This window comes from Vibrio sp. LQ2 (genome assembly GCF_023920125.1).
Lineage (GTDB): Bacteria > Pseudomonadota > Gammaproteobacteria > Enterobacterales > Vibrionaceae > Vibrio > Vibrio fluvialis.
Window position 1 is genome coordinate 2,391,709 of the sequence record NZ_CP085308.1, and the last position, 25,109, is coordinate 2,416,817.

Here is a 25,109-nt window from a genome sequence, read left to right on the forward strand (position 1 = left end):
CTAAATCCAGCTCCGACAAGGGCTGAACCTCGTTTCGATTGCTGGTTATTTTGAGATACAAACCGTTTGCTCTAGCAACGGCGCTACAGTTTTGCGACGAATATCTATACTGTATAAAACTAAAGAGCATGGGATAAATCGTAGTAATACGGTGACCATTTCTTCTGTTCGGGAGTGGCTGTTCTGTGTTTAGCCATCTGTTGCGCACTCTTCAGTCACGGGAGTGATAAAGATGCGTCGGGTGGGATTGCTTCTTAATTTATGATTGGGAAGTTTTTAGTTAGCTTGAGTGGATACAAGGAGTATCATTCACGCTGAGGCAACCGATGTTGCTGGTATACGTTAGACACCACAATCGCAGATTGTTGTGCCATAGACCAAATTGGTACTGTGCGGTGACAGGGATAGCAATTGGTGCGTAGCACCGAGTCTTCAAGGAACCAAGTCCGTTCATTTGTGGCTGCCCGCCATGAAACATCCGTTTCGGGTCGGGGAGTGAACTATTTGAATATATTGATCGGAGATAGAAATGAGCGATTTAAAAGCAGCAGCACTACGTGCACTTAAACTGATGGACCTGACTACGCTGAATGATGATGACACGGATGCGAAAGTGATCCAGCTTTGTCATGATGCGAAGAGCCCAGTCGGTAACACCGCTGCGATCTGCATCTACCCTCGCTTTATTCCTATTGCTAAGAAGACCCTTCGTGAGCAAGGTACACCAGACGTTCGTATTGCAACGGTAACCAACTTCCCACACGGTAACGACGATGTGGATATTGCGGTTGCTGAAACCAAAGCCGCTGTGGCTTACGGTGCAGATGAAGTGGACGTGGTGTTCCCATATCGCGCTCTGATGGCAGGCAATGAACAGGTTGGTTTTGACCTGGTGAAACAATGTAAAGCGGCTTGTGGTGACACAGTGCTACTGAAAGTGATCATCGAAACCGGTGAACTGAAAGAAGAAGCGCTGATCAAAAAAGCTTCTCAAATCTGTATCGAAGCCGGTGCAGACTTCATCAAAACTTCTACGGGCAAAGTGCCAGTGAATGCGACGCCTGAATACGCACGCATGATGCTGGAAGTGATCCGTGATATGGGCGTAGCGAAAAGCGTTGGTTTCAAACCAGCGGGTGGCGTTCGTACTGCAGAAGATGCAGCCCTTTACTTAACAATGGCAGATGAGATCCTGGGTGACAACTGGGTAGACAGTCGTCACTACCGTTTTGGTGCATCAAGCCTGCTGACCAATCTACTAAATACATTAGAAGTGACCAACGAAACTGCAGATCCTGCAGCGTACTAATTCGTTTCGCGTCTCAGGTGGCGCGCTGCGCCACCTATATTCTATCTATACGATATAGACCATGGCTCTGATTCCAGAGCTTGGGAGGCACTCATGTATTTACCTCAAGAAATTATTCGCAGAAAACGTGATGGCGAAGTCCTGACCGCAGAAGAGATCAACTTCTTTATTCAGGGGGTTGCGAACAACACGGTTTCTGAAGGCCAGATCGCAGCGTTTGCGATGGCGGTATTCTTTCGTGAAATGACCATGCCTGAACGTATTGCGCTGACTTGTGCAATGCGCGATTCCGGCATGGTGATCGACTGGAGCCACATGAACTTTGATGGCCCGATCGTCGACAAACACTCCACCGGTGGTGTGGGTGACGTAACCTCACTGATGCTTGGCCCAATGGTGGCAGCGTGTGGCGGTTACGTACCAATGATCTCTGGCCGTGGCCTTGGCCACACTGGCGGCACGCTGGACAAACTGGAATCGATTCCGGGCTACAACATTACGCCAACCAATGACGTGTTCGGCAAAGTGACCAAAGAAGCCGGCGTGGCCATCATCGGCCAGACTGGCGATTTGGCACCCGCGGATAAGCGTGTCTACGCGACTCGTGATATCACCGCAACGGTAGACAACATTTCCCTCATTACCGCGTCCATTCTGTCGAAGAAGCTGGCGGCAGGTCTGGAATCGCTGGTAATGGACGTCAAGGTGGGTTCGGGCGCGTTTATGCCAACCTACGAAGCATCGGAAGAGCTGGCGAAATCCATCGTGGCAGTAGCCAACGGGGCGGGTACCAAAACCACGGCCATTCTGACCGACATGAACCAGGTGCTGGCGTCATCGGCGGGTAATGCCGTGGAAGTGCGCGAAGCGGTGCGTTTCCTCACCGGTGAATACCGCAATCCACGCTTGTTTGAAGTGACCATGGCGTCGTGCGCCGAAATGCTGGTGCTGGGTAAGCTGGCCAAAGACACCACTGACGCGCGTGCCAAACTGCAAACCGTGCTGGATAACGGCCAGGCGGCGGAACGTTTTGGCAAGATGGTGGCAGGTCTTGGTGGGCCGGCAGATTTCGTGGAAAACTACGATAACTACCTTGATAAAGCCGACATCATCAAACCTGTGTACGCCGAGCAAAGCGGTGTGGTTTCCTCAATGGATACCCGCGCTATTGGCATGGCGGTGGTCGGTATGGGCGGCGGACGCCGTGTGGCGACCGATAGCATCGATTACGCAGTCGGCTTTGATCAGTTTATCCGTCTGGGTGAAGTGGCCGACAGCAATAAACCTTTAGCAATGATTCACGCCCGCACTGAAGAGCAGTGGCAAGACGCTGCCAACGCACTACAACGTGCAATCAAAGTGGGTGGAGAGTATGTACCAACTCCGGAAGTGTACCGTCAGATTCGTGAAGAAGACGTGTAGTTTCGGCTAGGAGTGAGCAATGAAAAGAGCATTTATTTTAGTTTTAGATTCCTTCGGTATTGGCGCGGCACCAGATGCCGAAGCGTTTGGTGATGTCGGTGCAGATACGTTGGGCCACATCGCGGATCAGTGTGCTAACGGTGAAGCCGACAACGCGAACCGCAAAGGCCCATTAACGCTGCCAAACCTGTCCAAACTGGGTCTGGCAATGGCACACAAAGAAGCCACGGGGCGTTTTGCACCGGGTTTGGATGAACGTGCCGATATCATCGGCGCTTACGGCCACGCTGCCGAGCTGTCTTCTGGTAAAGACACGCCATCAGGCCACTGGGAAATTGCTGGTGTGCCGGTACTGTTTGACTGGGGTTACTTCAGCGACAAACAAAACAGCTTCCCGAAAGCGCTGACCGACCGCATTCTGGCGCGCGCTGGTCTGGACGGATTCCTGGGCAACTGCCACGCATCGGGCACTCAAGTGCTGGATGATTTGGGTGAAGAGCACATGAAAACGGGTCAGCCAATTTTCTACACCTCGGCAGACTCGGTGTTCCAGATTGCGTGTCACGAAGAGACGTTTGGTCTCGATCGTCTGCTGGAGCTGTGCCAAATCGCTCGTGAAGAGCTGGAAGATTACAACATTGGCCGTGTGATCGCGCGTCCGTTCATCGGCCCGGGTAAAGGTCAGTTTGAGCGTACCGGTAACCGTCGTGACCTGTCGGTAGAACCGCCTTCAGCGACTGTGCTGCAAAAGCTGGTGGATGAGAAACAGGGTCAGGTTGTATCGATCGGTAAGATTGCTGACATCTACGCCAACTGCGGTATCACCAAAAAAGTCAAAGCGACCGGCATTCCGGCGCTGTTTGATGCGACTCTGGAGCAAATCTCAGCTGCTGGTGATAACACCATCGTGTTCACCAACTTCGTCGATTTCGATTCCGCTTACGGCCACCGCCGTGATGTGGCTGGTTATGCGGCGGCGCTGGAATACTTCGACAACCGTCTGCCACAGGTGCTGGAACTGATGCAGGAGGATGACCTGCTGATCCTGACCGCCGATCACGGCTGTGACCCGACTTGGCCGGGCACCGACCACACGCGTGAGCACATTCCTGTGATTGTGTACGGTAAGAAAGTGAAGCCGGGCTCTCTGGGCCAGCGCGAAACCTTTGCTGACATCGGCCAGACACTGGCGAGCTACTTCGGTACCTCAGCAATGGACTACGGAAAGAACTTTCTGTGATAGCGCGCCGCAGACGAACACGTGATGACGACGTCATCGGCCTGTCACGTCTGCGGGCAAAGATTTGACTGCCTGTGGGCAGAAACCAAATTCAACGATTAAAATTTATCCAGAGACTGGGTAAACGCAATAAAGGAAAACACACATGGCTACTCCACATATCAATGCTGAGATGGGCGATTTTGCTGATGTAGTACTGATGCCGGGTGACCCGCTGCGCGCGAAATACATTGCTGAAACTTTCCTGGACGATGTGGTTCAGGTTTGCGACGTGCGCAACATGTTCGGTTACACAGGCACTTACAAAGGCCGCAAAGTGTCAGTAATGGGCCACGGTATGGGTATTCCATCGTGCTCAATCTACGTGACTGAGCTGGTAAAAGATTACGGCGTGAAGAAAATCATCCGTGTTGGTAGCTGCGGCGCCGTTAATGAAGACATCAAAGTGCGCGATGTCGTGATTGGCATGGGTGCTTGTACCGACTCTAAAGTGAATCGTATCCGTTTCAAAGATCACGACTTTGCCGCGATTGCGGATTACAAAATGGTGAAAGCGGCGGAAGAAGCAGCCAAAGCTCGCGGTATCGACGTTAAAGTGGGTAACCTGTTCTCGGCTGAATTGTTCTACACGCCGGATCCATCAATGTTCGAAGTGATGGATAAATACGGCATCGTGGGGGTGGAGATGGAAGCTGCGGGTATCTACGGTGTGGCTGCTGAATACGGTGCAAAAGCACTGGCTATCTGTACTGTTTCAGATCACATCAAGACGGGTGAGCAAACTACTTCAGAAGAGCGTCAGAATACGTTCAACGAAATGATTGAGATTGCTCTGGATTCAGTGCTGATTGGTGACCAAGAAGGTTACTGATTTTTCTCAGTAAGATAAAACGTAAAAACCTCAGCATGTGCTGAGGTTTTTTTATGCGTTTCTTCAGGTTACCCGGCGTTTTTCAACAGCAGGTTTTCGCCTTTGTTTTTCGGTTTACGGCGCAATAGCAGCGTTAACAACACGCCACTGATGAAGCTCATCAGCAGCATCAGGTACATGTAGCGATCGCTTTTGCGGTAGTGATGATCGGAAATGGCGGTCACTTTACCGGTTTCAAAGGTGATACGTACAAAGCCAATCAGGCTGCCATCGTGCATCACCGGTTCAACTAACTGCTGGCGGCCGATGCTTGCGGTTTGCAGTGGCGTGTCCAGGCCAAGTACTTCACGCACGCTCAGGGCTGAATCGCTGGCGGCCAGTTTCACCCCTTCAGAATCATAAATAGTGGCATCAAATACCAAACGTTCCTGGGCTAACTGGTTAGTCAGTGCTAACAAACGCTCTTGATCCTGATCGGCAATCATGCTGCTCGCAGAGAGCGATGCTTGCGTGATCAGCACTTTAGTCAGGGTTTCCAACTGATTGGCCTGAATCCGTTCGTTGCCTTTACTGATCACAACACTGTTTTTGATGGTGGTGAAAAACATCGCCGCCAACAGGAGGACTGCCAGGATACGAATCACCATACGGAAGGAAAATAAAGAGCCGTCCATACACTGTTAACCCAAAGAAAAATAAGACTGGGCTCATATTGAGACTTGCGTTTTTAAATTGCAATAGGGTAACGTCAGGGAATCCCAACAAAGGAAAGTGGACATGGACGCTTTGAAAACCTTAACTATTAAAAAACATACGACTTTGCTCAACCGTCTGCCAGAAACCCGTTTTGCTAGTCAGTTAGATAAATCCAAAGCCAACTGGATCATTTTTGGCGAGTTTCTGTCGCCACAGCAATTTGATGACATTGATTTTTTCACTGGCCAGTACAACACCATCGTGGAAACCTGGAAAGTGGGTCATTACGACGTCGCGTTAATGGCGGGTGAATTAACGCCGGAGCATGAAACCATCCTCAAAGGTCTGGAACTCGATTTCGCCCGCATCTCGGAAGTGCCGGATCTGTCCAAACCGGGGCTGATCGTATTGGACATGGACTCCACGGCGATTCAAATCGAGTGTATCGATGAAATTGCTAAGTTAGCCGGCGTGGGGGAAGAAGTGGCGGAAGTGACCGAACGCGCGATGCAGGGAGAACTGGATTTCGAACAGAGCCTGCGCCAGCGAGTGGGCAAACTGAAAGATGCCGATGCTGCAATTCTGGAAGCGGTGCGCAGTGAACTGCCATTGATGCCTGAACTGCCGGAACTGATTGACACATTGCAGTCGTTTGGTTGGAAAACAGCGATTGCCTCAGGCGGATTTACCTATTTCTCGGATCATCTCAAACAGATGTTGTCACTGGATCATGCTCAGTCCAACACGCTGGAAATTGTCGATGGCAAACTGACGGGGCAGGTGTTGGGCGATGTGGTGTCGGCGCAAACCAAAGCCGATATTCTGGTTGAACTGGCGCAGCAGTTCGATATCGAAATGCACAACACGGTTGCCGTCGGCGATGGTGCCAACGACTTGGTGATGATGTCCGCCGCGGGATTGGGCGTGGCGTATCATGCCAAACCGAAAGTCGAAGCGAAAGCGCAAACCTCGGTTCGTTTCTCGGCGTTGGGCGGCGTATTGTGTATTCTCTCCGCTGGTTTGGTGAAGCAGCAGAAGCTGAGCTGGAAAGCGCAGCCGTAATTGATGCGAAATGATGAAAAAAACGAGGCGTGATGCCTCGTTTTTTATTGGGTCAGTTCCAGACGAATCAACACTTCTTCGGTGATATCAATGATTTCACCAAAGCCGATGATTGCGCTGAGTTCTTTCTCCAGCGATTTGGCGTGTGGCATGCTGATTTGGGTCAGTTCATTGAGGTCGCTGCGCATTAACATCGTGATGGGGTCAAACACCGGCACACCGCTGACTCGCAGCACGTAAATTTCGCCCATGTGCTGCGCACGAGCAATAAACTGCATTCGCTCTTTGGTATTGGCAAAATCATTCACCAACCTTGATTCAATCGACTGAATGCGTGAACCAAACTTCATTGCCGCGATGTAAACCTCGTTATATTGCGGTTCGGCACCATCAATGCGCCGCATCGGGGTGGCGAGTAAAGAGTTGGTGTGTCCTTTGAAGATCGGCTCAAGTGAAATTCGGTTCTCGTGTCCGAGTTTCGCCAGCAGCGCCAGATGGGGTGGCAACGGGTAGTTGACGCCGATGACGCGTGGTCTCAGGTTGGCCCCCGATTTCTCGACGAAAATCGGTGTGCTGACCATTTTGTCCAGCAGGATGTTGTGCAACCCTTCCAGCAATGACTGACTAGGCAGAATCTCTTCTTTACGTAGCAGCTTGTCCTGGTTGTTTTCGATGATGCTGTTAAAGAAAGCAATACTCTTAATAGTTTGCGTATTCTCTTCAATCACCATTTGCAGGCGGCGGCCTTCCGGACTGATGCGTATCACTTTATAAGGCAGCGCATCCAGTGGCAGCTTTTTGTCGTATAGCTTCAGTTCTTGGAAGTTCACATTCACCATATCGCCGGCTTTGAGGTCCACAGGGCTACTGAGGATCAGGCTCAGGCCGCGTTTAGACAGATCGACCGTAAAGCCCTCAGCCAGCACTTGGTCGTTAAGGTGAAGTTGCAGCGGCGTGCGGAACTTATAACGTGGCTCTTTACGGCGAGTGCGTGCATCGAAATAGATGTTGAGCGGCATGCCTTCGACTTTACGCGGGTGGCGGAAAGGGTTGAGCTCGCTGCTTGCTAAGGCGGGTTTGTCCACCAACAGGTAATCTTTCGCTGAGCTGACATCACTCACTTCCTGCAAAATACCGCAGTGGGTGAGTTCGCTGGAGTGATTGGCCAGTTCTTGCGAATGTTTCGCCAGTTCAACGCGTTCCTCTTCAGAGAGCTCAAATACCGACAGGCGAAACGCTTTCCAACTATTTTTACGTGCACCGATGTGCCAGAACAGTTTACGTTGTTCGCGAGTCGCTTCCGGCATCATCATCGAAAAGAACAGCGTTTTGCCTTGGTGATCGTGCTTGAAGGAATAGAGTACGTTGTTGCTGCCACGAATGCCGGGTTTGGTCAGCATCTCCATGCGGCTGCTGTTGAACAGGCTACCCAACGCTTGCTGATTGCGTTCATCCTGCCAGTATTGCCAGATAGGCTGGTTGTTTTCCGTCATCAACACCAGTTTGAGTTCGCTGCCACTGAAAAAGACCGGCAGGTTGGCGGTGTGTTTGAGATAACTGTGTTCGTACCCTCGAGTACGGGCGCGGATGATTTTGTCCTGGTTATCGTGTTTGGCTTTTTGCGCGTTGTTACGCAGTGATTCAAGGATCACTTGCTCAACGACGTTGGTCTCGGAGAGCTTAAGCGTGCGTAAAAACTTCACGGCATCGTTGTCGTAAGAGTCTTCAATCGCCAGAATACGGTATTCGATAGGTTTGTTGAGGCCACCAATCTCTGAGGTCTGCTCAAGTTCGGTGAACAGCACCGAGATAACGTCTCCCAGTTTATAATCAAACGCGGAAGGTACTTTGAACTTGGCGCCAGAGGCTGACAGATCAACACTCAGGCCGTGGACAACCTGTTCGCGAGTACGCAGGTGAATTTTGACCTGTGATGCGATTTTTAAACGGTTTTCCTGACGCTTGAGATCGTAGCCGAGTTTGACTGGTTCGACTTCAAACGGACTGTCGGCGCTGGTGAGTTTTGATTGATTGAGGGTGCCACGCTGTTGCATGACCCGGAAGTTGTTGCGCGTGTTATACAGTGTATCCCACACCCCTTCGGTGTAGCTGCCGTATTTCTTCAGCCCTTTGTGATAGGCGTTAAAGGCCACATCATCGAGCCAGTGTTTGCGGCCATCCAGATCATACTCTCGGCATTCACCTTGCACCCGACCACGCAGGTCGATGCTTTTGCTACACGGCGCCATCACACGGTTGAGCTCCATCTTTACCAACAGTTTGACTGACGGTGGATGGCTGCTGGTTAATTGGTTCAGCAGGCGCTCGAAATCGGGTGAGTTAAACACCGGAATTAATTGTTCAGCGAAAGAGAGAATTTCAGATTGCTGCATATTTTTCTGTTAGAGTGTGGTTCTCATTCATGATACATCGGCTCTGGATATAAAATCTTTAGCGATATGTTGCAGTGATTCAACATTTTATTAAACCTGTGTAGTCACAACTTAGACGATTTTTGAGGATTCATGGTTAAAGCAAAACGTGCGTATGTCTGTAATGACTGTGGCGCGGATTTTCCGCGTTGGCAGGGGCAATGTAATGCCTGCGGAGCGTGGAATACCATTTCTGAAGTTCGCTTGGCAGCGTCGCCACAAGTGGCGCGCAATGAACGCCTAAGCGGCTACGCGGGCAGTGCCACGGAAGCAGTGGTACAAACCCTGTCCGACATTAATTTGCAGGAAGTGCCGCGTTTTACCAGTGGCTTCAAAGAACTCGACCGTGTGTTAGGTGGCGGCGTGGTGCCGGGCGCGGCGATTTTGATCGGTGGCAACCCCGGGGCGGGTAAATCGACGCTGTTGCTGCAAACCATGTGTCTGCTTTCATCGCAAATGAAAACCTTGTACGTCACGGGCGAAGAATCGCTGCAACAAGTGGCGATGCGCGCCTCTCGTCTTGGGTTACCGAAAGAGCATCTTAAAATGCTGTCGGAAACCAACGTCGATCGTATTTGTCAGATTGCCGAAAAAGAACAACCGCGCATTATGGTGATTGACTCGATTCAGGTCATGCACGTTGCCGATGTGCAATCTTCGCCGGGCAGTGTGGCTCAGGTGCGTGAAGCGGCCACGGCTCTGACGCGTTACGCCAAGCAGAATAACGTAGCGGTGTTTATCGTCGGTCATGTGACCAAAGACGGCACACTGGCTGGCCCGAAAGTTCTCGAACACATCATCGACTGTTCGGTACTGCTGGATGGTGGCTCAGACAGCCGCTTTCGCACGCTGCGCAGTCACAAAAACCGCTTTGGTGCGGTGAATGAACTGGGCGTATTCGCCATGACCGGACAAGGGCTGCGCGAGGTGAGCAACCCGTCAGCGATTTTCCTGTCACGTGGTGAAGAAGCCACCTCCGGCAGCTCGGTGATGGTGGTGTGGGAAGGCACGCGTCCACTCTTGGTTGAGATTCAGGCGCTGGTGGATTACTCGCAGCTGGCCAACCCACGTCGCGTTGCAGTGGGTTTAGAGCAGAACCGATTGTCACTGCTGCTGGCCGTGCTGCACAAGCATGGCGGTTTGCAAATGGCGGATCAGGATGTGTTCGTCAACGTTGTCGGTGGTGTTAAAGTCACCGAAACCAGTGCCGACCTAGCCCTGTTGATGGCGCTGCTTTCTAGTTTTCGTGATAAACCACTACCAAAAGATGTGGTGGTGTTTGGTGAAGTGGGGCTGGCGGGCGAGATCCGTCCGGTGCCGAGTGGGCAAGAAAGACTGAACGAAGCGTTCAAACATGGCTTTAAAAAAGCCATCGTCCCGATTGCGAATATGCCCAAAGGTGGCATTCCGGGAATGCAGATTCACGGCGTTCGCAAGCTGTCTGAAGCTATCTCCGCTTTTGATGAACTGTGAGGAAGCGAATTCAAAACGCTCGCTAAATATTTCGCTCATCGACTCGCGTCTTAGTGCCGGATCGCCTATATTTCATCAGCAGTAGGCGGACGTAAACTATTTTTTTTCAGCAAGTGTACGCAGGGGTATCAGTCTTGACGGATTGTGATATACTCTGCGCGCACTTTATACCTTATTAACAGAGTAAGACAATGGCAGATTTATCGAAATACAGAAACATTGGTATTTTCGCGCACGTTGACGCGGGTAAAACCACTACCACTGAGCGTATTCTTAAGCTTACTGGTAAAATCCATAAAACTGGTGAGGTTCACGATGGTGAATCTACTACAGACTTCATGGAGCAGGAAGCAGAGCGCGGTATTACTATCCAATCAGCTGCGGTAACTTGTGAGTGGAAAAAACACCGACTAAACGTTATCGATACTCCTGGACACGTTGACTTTACAGTAGAAGTATACCGTTCACTGAAAGTTCTTGATGGCGGTATCGGTGTATTCTGTGGTTCTGGCGGTGTTGAACCTCAGTCAGAAACTAACTGGCGTTACGCGAACGAATCAGAAGTTGCACGTATCATCTTCGTAAACAAACTGGACCGTATGGGTGCAGACTTCTTCAACGTTGTTGAACAAGTGAAGAACGTACTGGCAGCTAACCCACTGGTTATGACTCTTCCGATCGGTCGTGAAGATGACTTCATCGGTGTTGTTGACGTACTAAACCGTCAAGCTTACGTATGGGATGATTCAGGTCTTCCAGAAAACTACGAAATCAAAGAAGTTCCTGCGGACATGGTTGATCAAGTAGAAGAGTACCGTGAGCTTCTGATCGAATCTGCTGTAGAGCAAGACGACGAGCTGATGATGGCTTACATGGAAGGTGAAGAACCAACTGTTGAGCAAATCAAAGCATGTATCCGTAAAGGTACTCGCGATCTAGCGTTCTTCCCAACATTCTGTGGTTCTGCGTTCAAAAACAAAGGTATGCAACTTGTTCTTGACGCGGTAGTAGATTACCTACCAGCTCCAACTGAAGTTGAACCTCAAGATCTGACTGATCCACAAACTGGTGAACCAACTGGTGAAAAAGCGATCGTTGATCCAGAGCTGCCACTGAAAGCGCTAGCATTCAAGATCATGGATGACCGCTTCGGTGCTCTGACGTTCATCCGTATCTACTCTGGCCGCATGAAGAAGGGTGACACCATCCTTAACGCTGCGACTGGCAAAACTGAACGTATCGGCCGTATGGTTGAGATGCAAGCGAACGACCGTACTGAGATCACTGAAGCGCAAGCTGGTGACATCATCGCGGTTGTTGGCATGAAGAACGTTCAAACTGGTCACACTCTGTGTGATCCAAAACACGAATGTACTCTTGAACCAATGATCTTCCCAGAGCCAGTAATCTCTATCGCTGTTGCTCCTAAAGACAAAGGTTCAACTGAGAAAATGGGTATCGCGATCGGTAAAATGGTTGCAGAAGATCCATCGTTCCAAGTTGAAACTGACGAAGATTCAGGCGAAACCATCCTTAAAGGTATGGGCGAACTTCACCTGGACATCAAAGTGGACATCCTGAAACGTACTTACGGTGTTGAACTGGAAGTAGGTGCTCCTCAGGTTGCTTACCGTGAAACTATCACTAAAGCAATCGAAGACAGCTACACGCACAAGAAACAGTCTGGTGGTTCAGGTCAGTTCGGTAAGATCGACTACCGTATCAAACCAGGTGAGCCAAACTCAGGCTTCACTTTCAAATCAACTGTAGTTGGTGGTAACGTTCCTAAGGAATTCTGGCCAGCAGTTGAGAAAGGTTTTGAGAGCATGATGGCTCACGGTGTACTTGCAGGCTTCCCAACGCTTGACGTTGAAGTTGAACTGTTCGACGGTGGCTTCCACGCAGTTGACTCATCTGCAATCGCATTTGAAATCGCAGCGAAAGGCGCATTCCGTCAATCAATGCCAAAAGCAGGCGCTCAGCTTCTAGAACCTATCATGAAAGTTGACGTGTTCACTCCAGAAGATCACGTTGGTGACGTAATCGGTGACCTGAACCGTCGTCGTGGTATGATCAAAGACCAACAAGCTGGTGCAACTGGTGTTCGTATTAAAGCAGACGTTCCTCTATCAGAAATGTTCGGCTACATCGGTACTCTACGTACTATGACTTCAGGTCGTGGTCAGTTCTCTATGGAGTTCGAAAAATACTCACCATGTCCAGCAAACGTTGCTGAGAAAGTGATTGCTGAAGTTAAAGAGCGTAACGCTAAGAAGTAATTCTTGAGTTAAGCATTTAACAACAAAGCCCCGTTGGTGAAAGCTGACGGGGCTTTTTCTTTGGCTCAGCTTTAAGCTCTCTACGCGGCAAACGAGAGACACTGTCTAAAGTTCGAATTGTGTTTCCCGAATCTCACCCGTGTAAGGATAGCGCTGCTGGAACTGTGCGATTTCTTCTTTCAGCCAGACATGAAAAGCCTGGATCTTTGGACGTTTGAAGTAACCACTTGGCGCACACAGATAAAATTGAAAACGCGGTTTTAAAGCGACGTTTCCCACCTGAACCAGTTTACCTTCTTCAATGTATCGACATGCTGTCGCGTGTTTCACCAAAGCTACCCCCTGAACGGCCAGAGCTCCTTCCAGCACAAATTGAGAACCGTTGTACTGCAGAGTCGACTTGCTACTGTGATAGCCCAAGTTACGCAACCATAACCCCCAATCCATATCCGGCCAGATATCCTCGATGAGATCAGCGTGCACCAGATCATCCAATTGATAAATATTGTGTTGCTGCTGGTAAATCGGGTGACAGACCGGGTAGAGCACTTCATCCATCAGCCATTCGGAATGGACGTTCTTGTAGTCACCGCGGCCATAGCGGATGCAGACATCCACACTGGAGTCCTGAAAATTCACCAGATCGCTGGTGGGTTCAATTAATAGTGAGATTTCGGGATGTTGGATTCGAAAATCGCCGATGCGCGGCACTAACCAATGCTGAGCGAAAGAGGGCAGAGTGGAAATCGACAATTGATGCGGCGAAGGATCTTGGTTGATCAAGCGAATACCTTCCTGCAGGTGAGCAAAGCCTTTCTGAGCCTGTTGATACAGCACACTGCCTTCATGGGTCAGATGAATTTTTCGGTGTTGGCGAACAAACAGTTCAGCCCCAAGCCACTCTTCTAATAGGCGAATTTGTTGGCTGATGGCCGCTGGTGTCACAAACAGCTTTTCCGCTGCGACTTTGAAACTGCCTGTTTCGGCGGCTGTATAAAAATAAAACAGCCCTTGAAAAGGCGGGATACGTTCACTCACATTAGTTTTCCTTAACTGAATGGCAAGATCTATCGTTTGTCGGAATAACGATTAATGACGATTATTAGTCATAACAAATCAGGGTTCAAGGGGGACTTATGAACGTTACTCAAATCGAAAAATCATGTACTCAGCACCAATTACCAAGTTATTCAGTTAATACTTTCTTGAGTCAGTTAATGCAATGGCGACAAAACTACCGCACTCGTCGTCAGCTGCGTGACTTGCCTCCGCATCTGTGGAAAGACCTGGGTCTTGAACATGAGCAGATTGAGGCAGAAGTTAACAAAAGCTTCTGGCGTTAAAGCGGTGCTTGCTGTCTCAGCTCCCGTCGCAGCCAGTCATTGAATGCTTCAATACGGGCTGCGCGGGATGAAGAAGGATCGCTGATCAAGCTGTAGCGCACACCGGGTGTTAATCCGACAGAGAACGGTTTGACTAACAAGCTACGGGCAACAAAATCATCAGCCAGACTGTCGGTCGCCAAACAGGCTCCATGACCTGCAATCACGGCATTCAGAGCCATGTCGAAGGTACTCACTTCCATCCATTGAACGGTATCTTTGGCCATGACGACGGACGCTTGTCTGAACCATTGAGACCAGGAAAAACTCTGTGAGTCGAAGTGGATCAGCCAGCAGTTCAGCAGTTGTTCCGGCTCGGAGAATTTCATTGAGTTAGCCAACTCAGGTGAACAAAAGGGATAGACGGGCTCTTCAAACAACATCTCTTGGTGCAAGCCAGGATCATTGACCTCTTCATCCCCCTGCCATATCGCCACATCAATCGAAGTGTGGCGAATATTGGGTGTATCGCAGTCGGTAATGAGGCGGATCGGAATATACGGATGCTCCATCGTGAACTTCCACAATCTTGGCATCAGCCAGCGTGAAGCAAATGAAGGTGGAGTACGCACACACAATACTCCTTCAACCGGTTCGCTTTGAATTTGATTAAGACCAGTGATGATTTTCTCAAAGCCACTGCTGACTTGTTGGTAGAGCGTTTCACCTTGTTTGGTGAGTTGCATTTCTCGGCCCTGTCGGACGAAAAGTTTGCAACTCAGGCCTTCTTCCAGTTGGCGGATTTTCTGGCTCACGGCGGCTTGAGAAATAAACAGCTCTGTAGCGGCAGCACTGTAGCTTCGAAGGCGTGCTGCGACTTCAAAATAGCGTAAACCAGCAAGGTGTTTGAGGCGATTGTCCATAATCTCTGCTTATAGTCGGTGTATTAAATGATCGTTCGTATCGCGTCAGCGTCCTTTTCATAATACGGGCTATGCGGTGGTGGGTACAGGAAGATATGTATGGAAAAGGTTATTCAAGTTAAGCAGCAATATTCTGTTATTAGAAAGATAACTAACGCGATTCGGCAGATTTTGGGCATGAAGAAGGAACACTGTCGAGCATTACCAGAGCCAGAAAATGCCCATCTTAGACGAGACATAGGGTTAGAAGAAGTCGGTGACAACGCTCGTGATTATCAGCGTTACTTATAGTGAAAATGAAAAAGGAGCCCTCAGGCTCCTTTCCAATTATTCTTCCCAGACGACAAGCTGACCTTTGGGCCAATTTTGTCCGACTTCATGGTATTTTTGTTCCAACACGTGACGCTTAATTTTAAGCGTCGGTGTCAGAATGCCATTGTCGATACTCCATGGCTCTTTGATCATGAGTACGCCCTTAATTTGTTCATGAGATTCCAACTCGTTGTTCATTTTATCAATCACTTTGCGCGTTGTGCGTTCATAACGTGCCCGGTCAAAGTTAGGAAAATCATGAGGGACGACCAATAGAATAGGAGCGGGGAGCCCAAGACCAATCAGGCACATCATCTCTACCCGACTGTACTCAAACAACTTTTTCTCGATCGGCACGGGCGAAACGAACTTACCTTTCGCTGTTTTGAAGGTATCCTTTTTACGCCCTTGGATAGTCAGATAGCCTTCAGCATCCAACGAACCAATATCTCCGGTGTGCAACCAGCCTTCGCGATCAAAGGATTCTTGGGTGGCAATATCATTTTTGTAGTAACCGGAAAATAAGCCTTTACCCTGAACCATGATCTCTCCGTCAGAGGCAATCTTGAGATTGATTCCCGGCCCGGCTTGTCCGACCGTTCCGATTTTATCGGCGCGGAATGGATAGTTGATCGTGCTGTAAGCAAATGACTCGGTCATTCCCCAGGCTTCGGTAATGTTCAAACCAACACTGTGATACCAGGAAAGCAGTGCTGGGGACACCGGTGCTGAGCCACAACCGAGCACTCGCGCTTTATCGAGGCCAAGACCATCAGCCAGTTTGCGTTTAATCAATGTATTGACGAACGGTATCTTAAGCAGGATATCAAGTTTTCGTTGCGGCAACTTATCCTGAATACGCTGCTGGAACAGGGTCCAGAGTCTCGGTACCGAAATGAACAACGTTGGGCGCTGCATTTTGACATCTTCGATAAAGGTATCGAGTGATTCCGGAAACGCCGTCGGAACGCCACCCTGAATTGAGCTGCCAAAGATGTAAACGCGTTCGGTAATGTGCGCTAAAGGCAAATAGGAGAACAGGCGGTCATTATCCTTAATGTCGATGTGTCGAATCAACTGCTGAACCGACCAACTGAACGCGCCGTAGGTCAGCATTGCTCCTTTCGGTAATCCCGAGGTTCCCGAGGTGTACACCAACGACATCAGCTTGTCATCGTAATGTTGTGGACGACTTTCACTTGGCGGATAGTGCGCGATAAGATCCTGATAGCGATGCTGACACGTTGGTGCTGAATCGTATGGCAGGGAGACAGTGATAAGATCGGGCACTTCAGTAAGTACTTGCGACGTTGCTTTGGCATCATCAAGCTTACCAGCGATCAAGATTTTACTTTCACTGTGAGAAATACAGTATTCGATCGTATCGGCCCCTGCTGTGGGGAAGATGGGAACACTGACGAAGTCACCCAGCATGAACGCAAGATCGCAGATAAACCACTCGGCGCAGTTTTTTGATATTAAAGCAATCTTATCGCCCGGTTTTGCACCCAAATCGCGCAGTGCTGAGACAAGACGAAGTGCTTGATCCGCAACGTCGGCATAAGTAAATTCAACGAATTGTCGGTTGATAATTTGCTTGAGATAAACCTCATTAGGGCGTTCCCTGGCCCATTTCAAAATCATCTCATTGGGTGGTGGGAGAGCACAGGTCGGTTTGCTTAACTCGTTAGGCTGAATCATTCTCTAACTCCATGTTATTGGCAAAACTGTTGTTATTTTTATGTTAATTGGTTGTTAAATATAGCAGTTTGTTTTGCTCTGGGGAAGCTTTGCTCACACGCAGTTACAGAATTTATTAAGAATGGATCTGGCGGAAAACTCCCGGGCTAATACCCGTTTTCTTTTTGAAAATTCGAGAAAAATAGGAAACATCATGATAACCACACTGGTAGGCAATAAAGGCGATTTTGGCATTTCGCTCATCGACCAATAGCCTTTTCGCCATGGCAATCCGCTTGTTGCAAATGTAATCACGAAAACTAATCCCGATGACTTTATGGAATAACTTAGAGAAGTAGGAAACGGAGTAGTGGCAATACGCTGCGATGTCTTCTTCACGAATTTCCTTGGTAATGTTGAGTTCGATATAGCGCAGAATATCGAGCATTTCTTTGCTCATACTTGCGGATGAAATAGGACTTTCTTGCAACTTGGGCGAAAAAATATGTTTGTCAAAACTCATATGCAACTTTTGACATAATCCAATCAGGGTGATTGATGGGTCATCAACGGAAATATCCATGATTCCGAATATCGACTCATGATGGCCGATAGAGTTCTCGTAGCTTCCATCGTGAATAATAATCAGATACTTATGTAAATTGGCACACATCTTTATTGCTGTCATGAGTAACTCCTGACAGCGAGGCTTCTGATAGAAAAACAATGCATAGTGAATGTTGGGTTCACTAAGGATTGAAACGTCGCTTCCGTGTTCCACCAGCTCAAAATGGTGTCGGCAAACATCCTGAACTCGCTTAGGTAAAAAGTTTACTGGGCTTCCCAACCAGTGTCCTTCCAGTTTTCCTGCCATAGTTTGCGCTCGCATCGTTCTTATCGTTAACCCTTTGGAATAAGGGGTTTTGTAGTTAAGCCTAGAATCATGGCAGCAAAGTGCAAGTCGACTTACCTAAGTATGAGATCCGATTGATAGGCTTCTTTGCTATTCAACATACAGCCCAACAAAAAGGGATGTAATCTGTGAATTAAGTTTCACAATTGAGAATTAAATCGCTCGCAAAAATACCCTGAGAGATAAATTCTTTGCAGAGAAATGTGCGTTTCAGGTCTCGATTTCCTATCTGCCAAATCATTCAGTTCAAGTACCGCAACGGTTAGTGCCAAATAAACGCGGTCAACTCATTACTTTCAGTGATGGTTAAGCAAACTTTTACATGAAATCTTGAATAAAAAAGTACCAAAAGAAGACAAAAAAGTCCTAACAGCTATTGATAGAACTATCTAGATTCAAAGGGAACCATTCAGGAAGGAGACCAGAAAATGAATAAGTTCACTAAGTTCGTTAAAGACTTTTGGCAAGATGAAGAAGGTCTGTCTGTTGTTGAATACGTAGTCGGTGCGGGTCTTTTGGTTGCAGCGTTGGCCGTCGTGTTTTCGGGTTGGGGCTCTACTCTTCAAGCTGAGTTGGATGCCATCTTCTCGTAGACAATCAATCATTACAGATAAAAATTACATATGAGCCTTATAGTTTGGACTATGTTGTTTGTAGTTGGTGTATATGATGCGAGACAGCATCGTATACCCAACTATCTGCTTGCTCTGCTGATTTTAGCGGGGACGTTTCAAACCGTCTTAGTGAATGAGTCTTATGGCTTTTTCGCGGGCCAAGTTGGAGCAATGGTGATGGTGTTTATCCTCGCGTTGCTATGCAATTTGGCGGGTTGGATGGCACCAGGTGATGTTAAGTTGTTGGCTGTCGTGGGATTTTTAACCGGCTTCGGTCATTTGGCTGATACGTTTCTATATATCGGTCTTAGTGCTGTCTTTATCGGTGTCATGTACGGAGTACTGAATTATTTACTTCAGTACAAATCAGCTCTCAGTGCGGGAGGCATCGTGAGTAAAGTTCACTTGTCTGGACCGCTATACACAAAACTAAGTCGGAAAAGTTTGAAACGTTCTAAGGGTAATGATCTTGTTATGCCATTGGCGCCTGTCATCGTTGTCGGTGTTGCATTAGCACAATATGCCCAGAGCTCTTTCTAAAGCGCTACTATGACAAGGAGTCATTATGGCAACAGTGGTATCCCAAGATCTTCACCGATCCGCCCTGACGCCTCAAGCTTCTGCGCCGAAGGTTCCTACATCTTTTGAAGATCTCAAAGTCCCGAGAGCAGTATTGGAAAATCTGCTGCTGAAGCATTTAGCCGCTTACCCCAAATCGGATGTTCTACAGCTTACTCGGCATATGGCAATTAACAGCCACATGATTGAAGATGTCATCGCGACACTGAGGCAAAAGTCGCTGGTAGAAGTCTTTCAAGCAGAACAGGCTTCTTATTTAAGCCCTTCTACAGGGCATGTCCGTTACGGCTTGTCTGAAACAGGTATGCGAGAAGCTGATGCGGCATTTGCCAAAGATGCGTACTTGGGGCCAGCTCCTGTCTCTCTTGAGGACTACAATGCGATGGTCCAGGCTCAGGACGTTCGATCTAAAATTATTACGCGTCCCGATGTCGAATTTGCATTGAAGGATGTCTATGGCGCAGAACGATTAGTGTCTGTTCTTGGTCCAGCTATCAACTCTGGCAGAGCCTTGCTCCTTTATGGAGATGCAGGGACGGGTAAGACGTTCGTTGCGACAAGAATACTCAATTCTTTGAATACATCTGTGTTCGTACCTTATTCCGTGTATGCCATGGGTAACATCATCAAGGTGTACTCAAGACAGCACCATCGTGCCGTTGACTCAAATGGTCAGACTCAATCGGTATCGTATAAAGATCAGTATGATCGCCGTTGGGTTCTGTGCGAACGCCCCAGTATTCAAGTGGGCGGCGAACTGACCATGGATATGTTGGAAGTAAATCACACTGAACACAACAGAGTCTGGATGGCGCCACTACAAATGATGGCCAACAATGGCATATTCATTATCGATGACCTGGGACGGCAACCAATGCCAGTAGCAACCTTGCTCAACCGTTGGATCGTTCCCATGGAATATTTTTATGACTACTTGTCTTTGCCAAATGGCCAACAAATTACTATCCCTTTCATATTGACGCTGGCTTTTTCGACGAACTTAGATCCCGAAAAAATCAGTGATCCTGCATTTTTGCGTCGGCTAGGTTACAAAGTTCAGTTTCATCCTCTGGAGCAATCTGAATACCACGCATTGTGGGAAGAAATGGCTTCTAATCGAAATTTACAGATCCATGCATCGTCTTTCGAAGTGTTATATAGCCTACACAGACAACATGCTGTGGGCTTTTATCCCTGCTTGCCGAAAGACTTAATTGGAATCAGTCGAGACATCATAGCGTTTGAAGAAAGCGAACCCCTTATTACTCCGGTCATTATGGAGCGAGCGTGGGAAGTTTACTTCACAGCAGATGGCAAAGGAGGAGGTGCTCGATGAGTCGCAATCAAGTGATTTTGTTATTTCTGTTATCTATTGTATTTGGTCTTGGAGCGGTCTTCTTTGCAAAACAATGGATGGATAGACAAGTTCAACCTCAAACTGAAGTTGAAGTCGTGGAGCGTGTTCCTGTGGTTGTGGCTTCTCGTGAAATTCCGGTAGGCACAGTCATTGAAGAGCAACATTTAGCGACTCGTTTATTGGAAAAATCTTGGGTAGAGGATAACCAATTTTCGAGTACAGAAGGTGTTGTTGGGAAAATAGCCGGTTCGGACATGTACACCAACGAAATTATTGTTGCTCAGCGCCTAACTACACCAGGAGAAGGGGCAACCCTCGCTGCTCTGATTCCGGAAGATAAGCGTGCGGTTACCATTCGTGTTAATGATGTCATTGGTGTGGCTGGTTTTTTGTTACCCGGCAATAAAGTTGACGTTTTAAGCACGGTTCAATACAGCAAAACATCAGCCAATACGACCACTATCTTAAAAGACATCCGTGTTCTTGCTGTCGACCAGACGGCCAAGACTCAAGAAAATAAACCGATTATTGTACGGGCTGTAACGTTAGAGGTTTCACCTAGAGAAGCTGAAAAACTGTTGAGTGCCAAAAGTAAAGGAGACATTCAACTTGTTCTGCGTAATCCCCATGCAGTGGAAGAAAAGGTTGTTAAATATGTGCCACCACCAAGTGTGACTATTATTAAAGGAACCGATTCATCCAACATTCGTGTGAAGAATTGAGGTGTGTTATGAGAACGATAATTACAACATTGGCATTATTCTTTGCATGTAGTGTTTGGACTGTTTCTGCAAGCCAATCGGGTGAAACGATAACGGTGCCGCATCATAAGTCTACGTTTGTAAAACTGCAACGCAGCGCCAGCCGAGTCTCTCTTGGTGATCCGCAAGTGTTAGATATTGTTATGCTGAAATCAGATGAGCTATTTCTGATCGGTAATAAGCTGGGTTCGACAAACTTAATGGCCTGGGACAGACAAGGCAGACTGATTGAATCGATCAATATTGAAGTTATTCACGATGTAAACAGCCTGAAAGCGAAGCTCTACGAATACATGCCGGACGAAGGTATCAAAGTGCAAAGTTCGCAAAATCGCTTGATTCTGAGTGGGCTGGTGAGTTCACAAGAGAAAATGAACTTAGCCCTTCGATTGGCTGAAACGTATGCGCCAGCACAAGCCGTCGACAAAGCAACAGGCTCTCGCAATGAGGACGCAAGTACAACGGGGGTCGTCAACCTGATGACCATCGGTGGTGCCCAGCAAGTTATGCTTGAGGTCACTGTGGCTGAAGTACAACGTAGTTTAGTCCGCCGTTTTGGTGCCAATTTTAATTTCCTGCAATCTAACGGTAACTTTTCCATTGGCGGAACATCCGCTGGCGGTGGGATAAGTGGCGTGACACCAGTGTTCAACGATTTAGGCATCGATAGTACGGGTTTTCTGTCAACCTTTATGGATGGTAATACTTTGTTTTCCATTGCGTTAGATATCGCGAAAGAAAACGGGGTCGCTAAAGTGCTGGCTGAACCAAATTTAACTGCCTTAAGTGGCGCCAATGCTGAATTTCTGGCCGGGGGCGAATTCCCTATTCCTGTACCCAACGACAACGGTATTACCATTGAGTACAAAGAGTACGGGGTTGGCTTAAAATTTGTACCAACGATTCTGAGTGATAAAAAAATCAACCTTAAATTGGCTGTCGATGTCAGCGAAGTGGCGTCCTCTTCGGCTCTCAATTACACGGCGGTTGGTACCAATGCAGTCTACTACATCCCACCGGTGACAAGACGCAGTGCTTCTTCCACTATTGAACTCGCTGATGGGCAAACGATAGGTATTGCTGGCCTGCTCAGTGAGAACACTCGTGATTCAGCCAACAAAATGCCAGGTCTTGGTGATATTCCTGTATTAGGTCAACTTTTTAACAGCCAAGAATACATTTCAGGCCAAACCGAGTTAGTCATTCTGGTGACACCAAGACTCGCCAAACCTATCGATCGCTCAAAAATTACCTTACCGACAGACGCATTTGTTGAGCCTACGGACTTGAAATATTACCTGTTAGGCGAAGGTGCATATCTTGCTAAACCCAAAGATGTGAAACGTACCAAGTCGTCTAAATATGATGCGATGGAAGATACCACCAAAGGTGGGTCTGAAGGCTCATTTGGTCATGATTTATAAGGAAAATATTATGAAAATTTCATCAGTGATTTTTCTAATAAGTGTTGTGCTCTTGACCGGATGCGCCAATGAACCCCGTTTGGGCTACTACGTTGCACAGTTGGCTTCAGAGCAAACATACAATCCCAACGCCACCCAAGAAAATCTGGGCTATATACCCGTTGGTACGGGTGAAAGAATGGAAGGCGTATACAAAACTTACACAGGAAAAGAAGTTCCGTTGGAGAGCGGCACTACGAGCCAGTTTATAGAAGGCTTTAGTAGTGGTACTACCAGCAGTAACTAGTCGAGGTCGTTATGAAAACACAACGCCCACTTCGTGGAATACGTAAGCAGCGAGGTCTGGTTGTTGTGATTGTTACCATTGCATTGTTGCTACTGATTGCAGTCGCTGCATTTGCTATTGATATCAACCACGCACTGATGAACCGTACCAAGTTGCAAAATAGCGTGGATGCAGCCGCTTTAGCTGCCGCTGTCGTGTTGGACAAAGATGGTACTGAAGCTCAGGCTGATGCAATGGCTCGAGCGACATTAACTAAAATGTCTACGTCGGCAGGCAACTCTGAACTTGTGTTTGACGTATCTGATACAGCAAACATTCAAGTTCAGTTTTCGAATGACCCGATCATATTTCCGGCGTCATCATACTCAAGTTCTCCTGACGCTGATCGCTATGTTCGAGTGGTTGTTAATGAGTTGGACTTAGAGAGTTTCTTCTTTGCAAAAGTGATGGGAGTAACCAAGCGCTTGTCGGCCAGTGCCGTGGCTGGACCTAGCCCTGGTGGTAATGCTTGTAATATTGTTCCCATGGCCGTTTGTGAAGGGGATGATGCCGGGACAAATGGATATGACGCTGGCGTAGTTTATGCGCTGAAGATTGCTGATCAAAGTGATCCCACCATGGGCTCGGGTAACTTCCAATTGCTTGATTTTGGCTCAGGTGCCAGTACCGTACGTGATGCACTGGCTGGAGGATACGAAGGTTGTGTTGATTTGGATGCTGGAGAGACAGTTGATACTAAACCGGGCAACACTGTCGGTCCTGTCGGGCAAGGGCTGAATACTCGGTTTGGTGATTATTCTGGAGGCGGTCTCAGTGCCACTGATTATCCGCCAGACCTATATGTTAAACAAACCTCTCCTACGTTAACTGACTCTGATGTAGGCAGCACACCAGCATGGGGATACGATGATTATCAATCCGATCTGGCTGGTGGGGTGTGTCCTGGGGATACGACAAATTGTAAAGCTAATGGTGATGCAGAACGGCGAATTCTTGCTATCCCGATTGTGGATTGTAGCGGGGCAACAGGGGGAACCAATAGTTTTTCCGTAACGGCAATAGGTTGCTTCTTTTTACTGCAAAAAGCGCCCAATTCGAATGGTGGGCATACCTCTATCTTTGGTGAATTCATCGAAGATTGTACGGTGAAAAACACACGCAATAATGGAACCAATACATCAAATGGTCCTCATCGAATCGTCCTCTACAAGGACCCGAATAGTGAGGAATCGTGACATGAAAAGGTTCGTTAAAAAACAAAAGGGCTTAGCTGCGGTTGAATTCATCATCACTGTTCCGCTATTACTCGTTCTGCTCGGCGGAATTATAGAGTTTGGCAATGCTTTCGTGCGTTACAACACGCTGAGCAAGCTAGTACAGAATGGTTGTCGATTTGCGGTGACTGATATTTATGGTACAGCATCGTCTGACTCCATTGCTGAGGTCGCGGACATTAAGAATATGGTGGTGTATGGAAATAAAGCCGGGACGGGAACTGCATTATTAACGACGCTGACTACTGCGAACGTTACCGTGACTCACGCAGACAAGTACGTGGTTGTATCGGCCAGCTACACCTACGTACCCCTTGTCAATATTCTGCCCGCTTCGCTTATGAATAATATTGTACTTAGTGCATCGGCTGTTATGAGGACGACATTATGAAAGTTGTTCGCCGTATACAGCGGGGTATGACCCTGGTTGAGTTTACTTTTTTGGCGTCTGTATTGTTGCTTATTCTGTTCGCTATTATGGAAATAGGCATGTATGTGTACTCAATTCAGACAATCAATAACATTACAAGAAAAGCGGCCCGTTTCGCGACAGTATGCGTGGTGTCAGATCCGGACATACCATCACTTGCACTTAATGATGGAGCGCCAGATGGTTTTACATCATCAAATTTGGTTATTGAATACTTGGGATCTGATGGTGCAAAAGTTGCTGAACCACCAGCATCTCACTATGCAGATATTTATTACGTCAGGGCACGAGTGACGGGATACAGCTACCAGTTTTCTGGGTTGTTAAGTTTTTTAGGTAACAGTGGCGTTGTATCAGTACCGGATTTTGAGACCACTTTACCTTCGGAGTCGTTAGGTATTTTACGTCCAGACTCTTCAGATCCTGACGATAAAACCGATTGCTGAGAGG

The 25,109-nt window shown here is 48.0% G+C and carries 24 protein-coding genes; 18 read left to right on the forward strand and 6 right to left on the reverse strand.

Going from position 1 to position 25,109, the window contains the following annotated elements:
• Positions 1-529: 529 nt before the first annotated feature.
• The 4 genes from deoC to deoD all read left to right on the forward strand — a co-directional run bounded on the left by deoC (position 530) and on the right by deoD (position 4,842).
• Entirely contained in the window at positions 530-1,309 is a 780-nt protein-coding gene (gene deoC, locus LGV68_RS11230; protein ID WP_222807730.1) for a deoxyribose-phosphate aldolase, read from the forward strand.
• A gap of 93 nt (positions 1,310-1,402) precedes the next feature.
• Entirely contained in the window at positions 1,403-2,731 is a 1,329-nt protein-coding gene (gene deoA, locus LGV68_RS11235) for a thymidine phosphorylase (protein WP_020429784.1), read from the forward strand.
• Between the two features lie 19 nt (positions 2,732-2,750).
• On the forward strand, positions 2,751-3,971 hold the full coding sequence (deoB, locus tag LGV68_RS11240) for a phosphopentomutase (RefSeq protein WP_158142366.1): 1,221 nt from the start codon (positions 2,751-2,753) through the stop codon (positions 3,969-3,971).
• Positions 3,972-4,116: 145 nt separating this feature from the next.
• Positions 4,117-4,842 carry a purine-nucleoside phosphorylase gene (gene deoD, locus LGV68_RS11245; RefSeq protein WP_020330544.1) on the forward strand — a complete coding sequence of 242 codons (726 nt, stop codon included), beginning with the start codon at positions 4,117-4,119 and terminating at the stop codon, positions 4,840-4,842.
• Positions 4,843-4,910: 68 nt separating this feature from the next.
• Here the strand turns inward: deoD and LGV68_RS11250 are convergent, their stop codons facing one another.
• Positions 4,911-5,516, reverse strand: coding sequence for a YtjB family periplasmic protein (locus LGV68_RS11250; protein ID WP_024373282.1), 606 nt, complete (start codon positions 5,514-5,516; stop codon positions 4,911-4,913).
• A 103-nt stretch (positions 5,517-5,619) separates the two neighbouring features.
• Between LGV68_RS11250 and serB the strand changes: the two genes are divergently transcribed.
• Positions 5,620-6,600 (forward strand): phosphoserine phosphatase, encoded by a 981-nt coding sequence (serB, locus tag LGV68_RS11255; RefSeq protein ID WP_020429789.1) that lies wholly within the window; start codon positions 5,620-5,622, stop codon positions 6,598-6,600.
• Positions 6,601-6,644: 44 nt separating this feature from the next.
• On the opposite strand, the gene LGV68_RS11260 is transcribed toward serB, so the two are convergent.
• Positions 6,645-8,993, reverse strand: a complete 2,349-nt coding sequence (locus LGV68_RS11260) for a PilZ domain-containing protein (protein ID WP_044364945.1) — start codon at positions 8,991-8,993, stop codon at positions 6,645-6,647.
• Positions 8,994-9,125: 132 nt separating this feature from the next.
• Between LGV68_RS11260 and radA the strand changes: the two genes are divergently transcribed.
• The gene (gene radA / locus LGV68_RS11265) at positions 9,126-10,505 is read left to right on the forward strand and encodes a DNA repair protein RadA (protein WP_020330548.1); all 1,380 of its coding nucleotides are present in this window, start codon (positions 9,126-9,128) and stop codon (positions 10,503-10,505) included.
• A 191-nt stretch (positions 10,506-10,696) separates the two neighbouring features.
• Entirely contained in the window at positions 10,697-12,784 is a 2,088-nt protein-coding gene (gene fusA / locus LGV68_RS11270; RefSeq protein ID WP_020330549.1) for an elongation factor G, read from the forward strand.
• Between the two features lie 105 nt (positions 12,785-12,889).
• On the opposite strand, the gene LGV68_RS11275 is transcribed toward fusA, so the two are convergent.
• Positions 12,890-13,822: a LysR substrate-binding domain-containing protein gene (locus LGV68_RS11275; protein WP_252535198.1), complete on the reverse strand. Its 933-nt coding sequence runs from the start codon at positions 13,820-13,822 to the stop codon at positions 12,890-12,892.
• A 98-nt stretch (positions 13,823-13,920) separates the two neighbouring features.
• On the opposite strand from LGV68_RS11275, the gene LGV68_RS11280 reads away from it, so the two are divergent.
• A complete protein-coding gene (locus LGV68_RS11280) occupies positions 13,921-14,127 on the forward strand; it encodes a DUF1127 domain-containing protein (RefSeq protein WP_252535200.1) in 207 nt (68 codons plus the stop codon).
• Here the strand turns inward: LGV68_RS11280 and LGV68_RS11285 are convergent.
• Entirely contained in the window at positions 14,124-15,029 is a 906-nt protein-coding gene (locus LGV68_RS11285; protein WP_238854054.1) for a LysR substrate-binding domain-containing protein, read from the reverse strand. The genes LGV68_RS11280 and LGV68_RS11285 overlap by 4 nt on opposite strands.
• A 99-nt stretch (positions 15,030-15,128) precedes the next feature.
• On the opposite strand from LGV68_RS11285, the gene LGV68_RS11290 reads away from it, so the two are divergent.
• Positions 15,129-15,320, forward strand: coding sequence for a hypothetical protein (locus LGV68_RS11290; protein ID WP_047461184.1), 192 nt, complete (start codon positions 15,129-15,131; stop codon positions 15,318-15,320).
• Positions 15,321-15,356: 36 nt separating this feature from the next.
• Here LGV68_RS11290 and LGV68_RS11295 read toward each other — a convergent pair whose 3' ends face one another.
• Both LGV68_RS11295 and LGV68_RS11300 read right to left on the reverse strand, forming a co-directional pair.
• On the reverse strand, positions 15,357-17,042 hold the full coding sequence (locus tag LGV68_RS11295) for an AMP-binding protein (RefSeq protein ID WP_252535202.1): 1,686 nt from the start codon (positions 17,040-17,042) through the stop codon (positions 15,357-15,359).
• Between the two features lie 115 nt (positions 17,043-17,157).
• Positions 17,158-17,910, reverse strand: coding sequence for an AraC family transcriptional regulator (locus LGV68_RS11300; RefSeq protein ID WP_252535204.1), 753 nt, complete (start codon positions 17,908-17,910; stop codon positions 17,158-17,160).
• A gap of 452 nt (positions 17,911-18,362) precedes the next feature.
• On the opposite strand from LGV68_RS11300, the gene LGV68_RS11305 reads away from it, so the two are divergent.
• Genes LGV68_RS11305 through LGV68_RS11345 form a run of 9 tightly spaced genes read left to right on the forward strand, consistent with a single transcriptional unit; the run spans position 18,363 to position 25,105 of the window.
• Positions 18,363-18,527, forward strand: a complete 165-nt coding sequence (locus tag LGV68_RS11305; protein WP_024373274.1) for a hypothetical protein — start codon at positions 18,363-18,365, stop codon at positions 18,525-18,527.
• 30 nt (positions 18,528-18,557) lie between these two features.
• The gene (locus tag LGV68_RS11310; protein WP_338326971.1) at positions 18,558-19,088 is read left to right on the forward strand and encodes an A24 family peptidase; all 531 of its coding nucleotides are present in this window, start codon (positions 18,558-18,560) and stop codon (positions 19,086-19,088) included.
• Between the two features lie 25 nt (positions 19,089-19,113).
• Entirely contained in the window at positions 19,114-20,463 is a 1,350-nt protein-coding gene (locus LGV68_RS11315) for an AAA family ATPase (protein WP_158146830.1), read from the forward strand.
• On the forward strand, positions 20,460-21,206 hold the full coding sequence (cpaB, locus tag LGV68_RS11320; protein WP_024373272.1) for a Flp pilus assembly protein CpaB: 747 nt from the start codon (positions 20,460-20,462) through the stop codon (positions 21,204-21,206). The genes LGV68_RS11315 and cpaB overlap by 4 nt, the downstream gene beginning before the upstream one ends.
• 8 nt (positions 21,207-21,214) lie before the next feature.
• Positions 21,215-22,669, forward strand: coding sequence for a type II and III secretion system protein family protein (locus LGV68_RS11325; protein WP_047457811.1), 1,455 nt, complete (start codon positions 21,215-21,217; stop codon positions 22,667-22,669).
• Between the two features lie 10 nt (positions 22,670-22,679).
• On the forward strand, positions 22,680-22,955 hold the full coding sequence (locus LGV68_RS11330; protein WP_024373270.1) for a hypothetical protein: 276 nt from the start codon (positions 22,680-22,682) through the stop codon (positions 22,953-22,955).
• Between the two features lie 11 nt (positions 22,956-22,966).
• Positions 22,967-24,190, forward strand: coding sequence for a pilus assembly protein TadG-related protein (locus tag LGV68_RS11335; protein ID WP_047457809.1), 1,224 nt, complete (start codon positions 22,967-22,969; stop codon positions 24,188-24,190).
• A gap of 1 nt (position 24,191) precedes the next feature.
• Positions 24,192-24,620: a TadE family protein gene (locus tag LGV68_RS11340; protein WP_024373268.1), complete on the forward strand. Its 429-nt coding sequence runs from the start codon at positions 24,192-24,194 to the stop codon at positions 24,618-24,620.
• Positions 24,617-25,105, forward strand: a complete 489-nt coding sequence (locus LGV68_RS11345) for a TadE family protein (protein ID WP_024373267.1) — start codon at positions 24,617-24,619, stop codon at positions 25,103-25,105. The genes LGV68_RS11340 and LGV68_RS11345 overlap by 4 nt, the downstream gene beginning before the upstream one ends.
• Positions 25,106-25,109 lie beyond the last annotated feature (4 nt).

Coding starts and splice junctions, on each gene's coding strand:
- LGV68_RS11260 (WP_044364945.1), bottom strand. CDS start 8,993: ATGCAGCAATCTGAAATTCTCTCTTTCGCTGAACAATTAATTCCGGTG.
- LGV68_RS11250 (WP_024373282.1), bottom strand. CDS start 5,516: ATGGACGGCTCTTTATTTTCCTTCCGTATGGTGATTCGTATCCTGGCA.
- deoB (WP_158142366.1), top strand. CDS start 2,751: ATGAAAAGAGCATTTATTTTAGTTTTAGATTCCTTCGGTATTGGCGCG.
- LGV68_RS11285 (WP_238854054.1), bottom strand. CDS start 15,029: ATGGACAATCGCCTCAAACACCTTGCTGGTTTACGCTATTTTGAAGTC.
- LGV68_RS11295 (WP_252535202.1), bottom strand. CDS start 17,042: ATGATTCAGCCTAACGAGTTAAGCAAACCGACCTGTGCTCTCCCACCA.
- fusA (WP_020330549.1), top strand. CDS start 10,697: ATGGCAGATTTATCGAAATACAGAAACATTGGTATTTTCGCGCACGTT.
- LGV68_RS11340 (WP_024373268.1), top strand. CDS start 24,192: ATGAAAAGGTTCGTTAAAAAACAAAAGGGCTTAGCTGCGGTTGAATTC.
- LGV68_RS11335 (WP_047457809.1), top strand. CDS start 22,967: ATGAAAACACAACGCCCACTTCGTGGAATACGTAAGCAGCGAGGTCTG.
- LGV68_RS11330 (WP_024373270.1), top strand. CDS start 22,680: ATGAAAATTTCATCAGTGATTTTTCTAATAAGTGTTGTGCTCTTGACC.
- cpaB (WP_024373272.1), top strand. CDS start 20,460: ATGAGTCGCAATCAAGTGATTTTGTTATTTCTGTTATCTATTGTATTT.
- serB (WP_020429789.1), top strand. CDS start 5,620: ATGGACGCTTTGAAAACCTTAACTATTAAAAAACATACGACTTTGCTC.
- LGV68_RS11300 (WP_252535204.1), bottom strand. CDS start 17,910: ATGCGAGCGCAAACTATGGCAGGAAAACTGGAAGGACACTGGTTGGGA.
- deoA (WP_020429784.1), top strand. CDS start 1,403: ATGTATTTACCTCAAGAAATTATTCGCAGAAAACGTGATGGCGAAGTC.
- LGV68_RS11315 (WP_158146830.1), top strand. CDS start 19,114: ATGGCAACAGTGGTATCCCAAGATCTTCACCGATCCGCCCTGACGCCT.
- LGV68_RS11290 (WP_047461184.1), top strand. CDS start 15,129: ATGGAAAAGGTTATTCAAGTTAAGCAGCAATATTCTGTTATTAGAAAG.
- deoD (WP_020330544.1), top strand. CDS start 4,117: ATGGCTACTCCACATATCAATGCTGAGATGGGCGATTTTGCTGATGTA.
- LGV68_RS11305 (WP_024373274.1), top strand. CDS start 18,363: ATGAATAAGTTCACTAAGTTCGTTAAAGACTTTTGGCAAGATGAAGAA.
- radA (WP_020330548.1), top strand. CDS start 9,126: ATGGTTAAAGCAAAACGTGCGTATGTCTGTAATGACTGTGGCGCGGAT.
- LGV68_RS11280 (WP_252535200.1), top strand. CDS start 13,921: ATGAACGTTACTCAAATCGAAAAATCATGTACTCAGCACCAATTACCA.
- LGV68_RS11310 (WP_338326971.1), top strand. CDS start 18,558: ATGAGCCTTATAGTTTGGACTATGTTGTTTGTAGTTGGTGTATATGAT.
- LGV68_RS11345 (WP_024373267.1), top strand. CDS start 24,617: ATGAAAGTTGTTCGCCGTATACAGCGGGGTATGACCCTGGTTGAGTTT.
- deoC (WP_222807730.1), top strand. CDS start 530: ATGAGCGATTTAAAAGCAGCAGCACTACGTGCACTTAAACTGATGGAC.
- LGV68_RS11325 (WP_047457811.1), top strand. CDS start 21,215: ATGAGAACGATAATTACAACATTGGCATTATTCTTTGCATGTAGTGTT.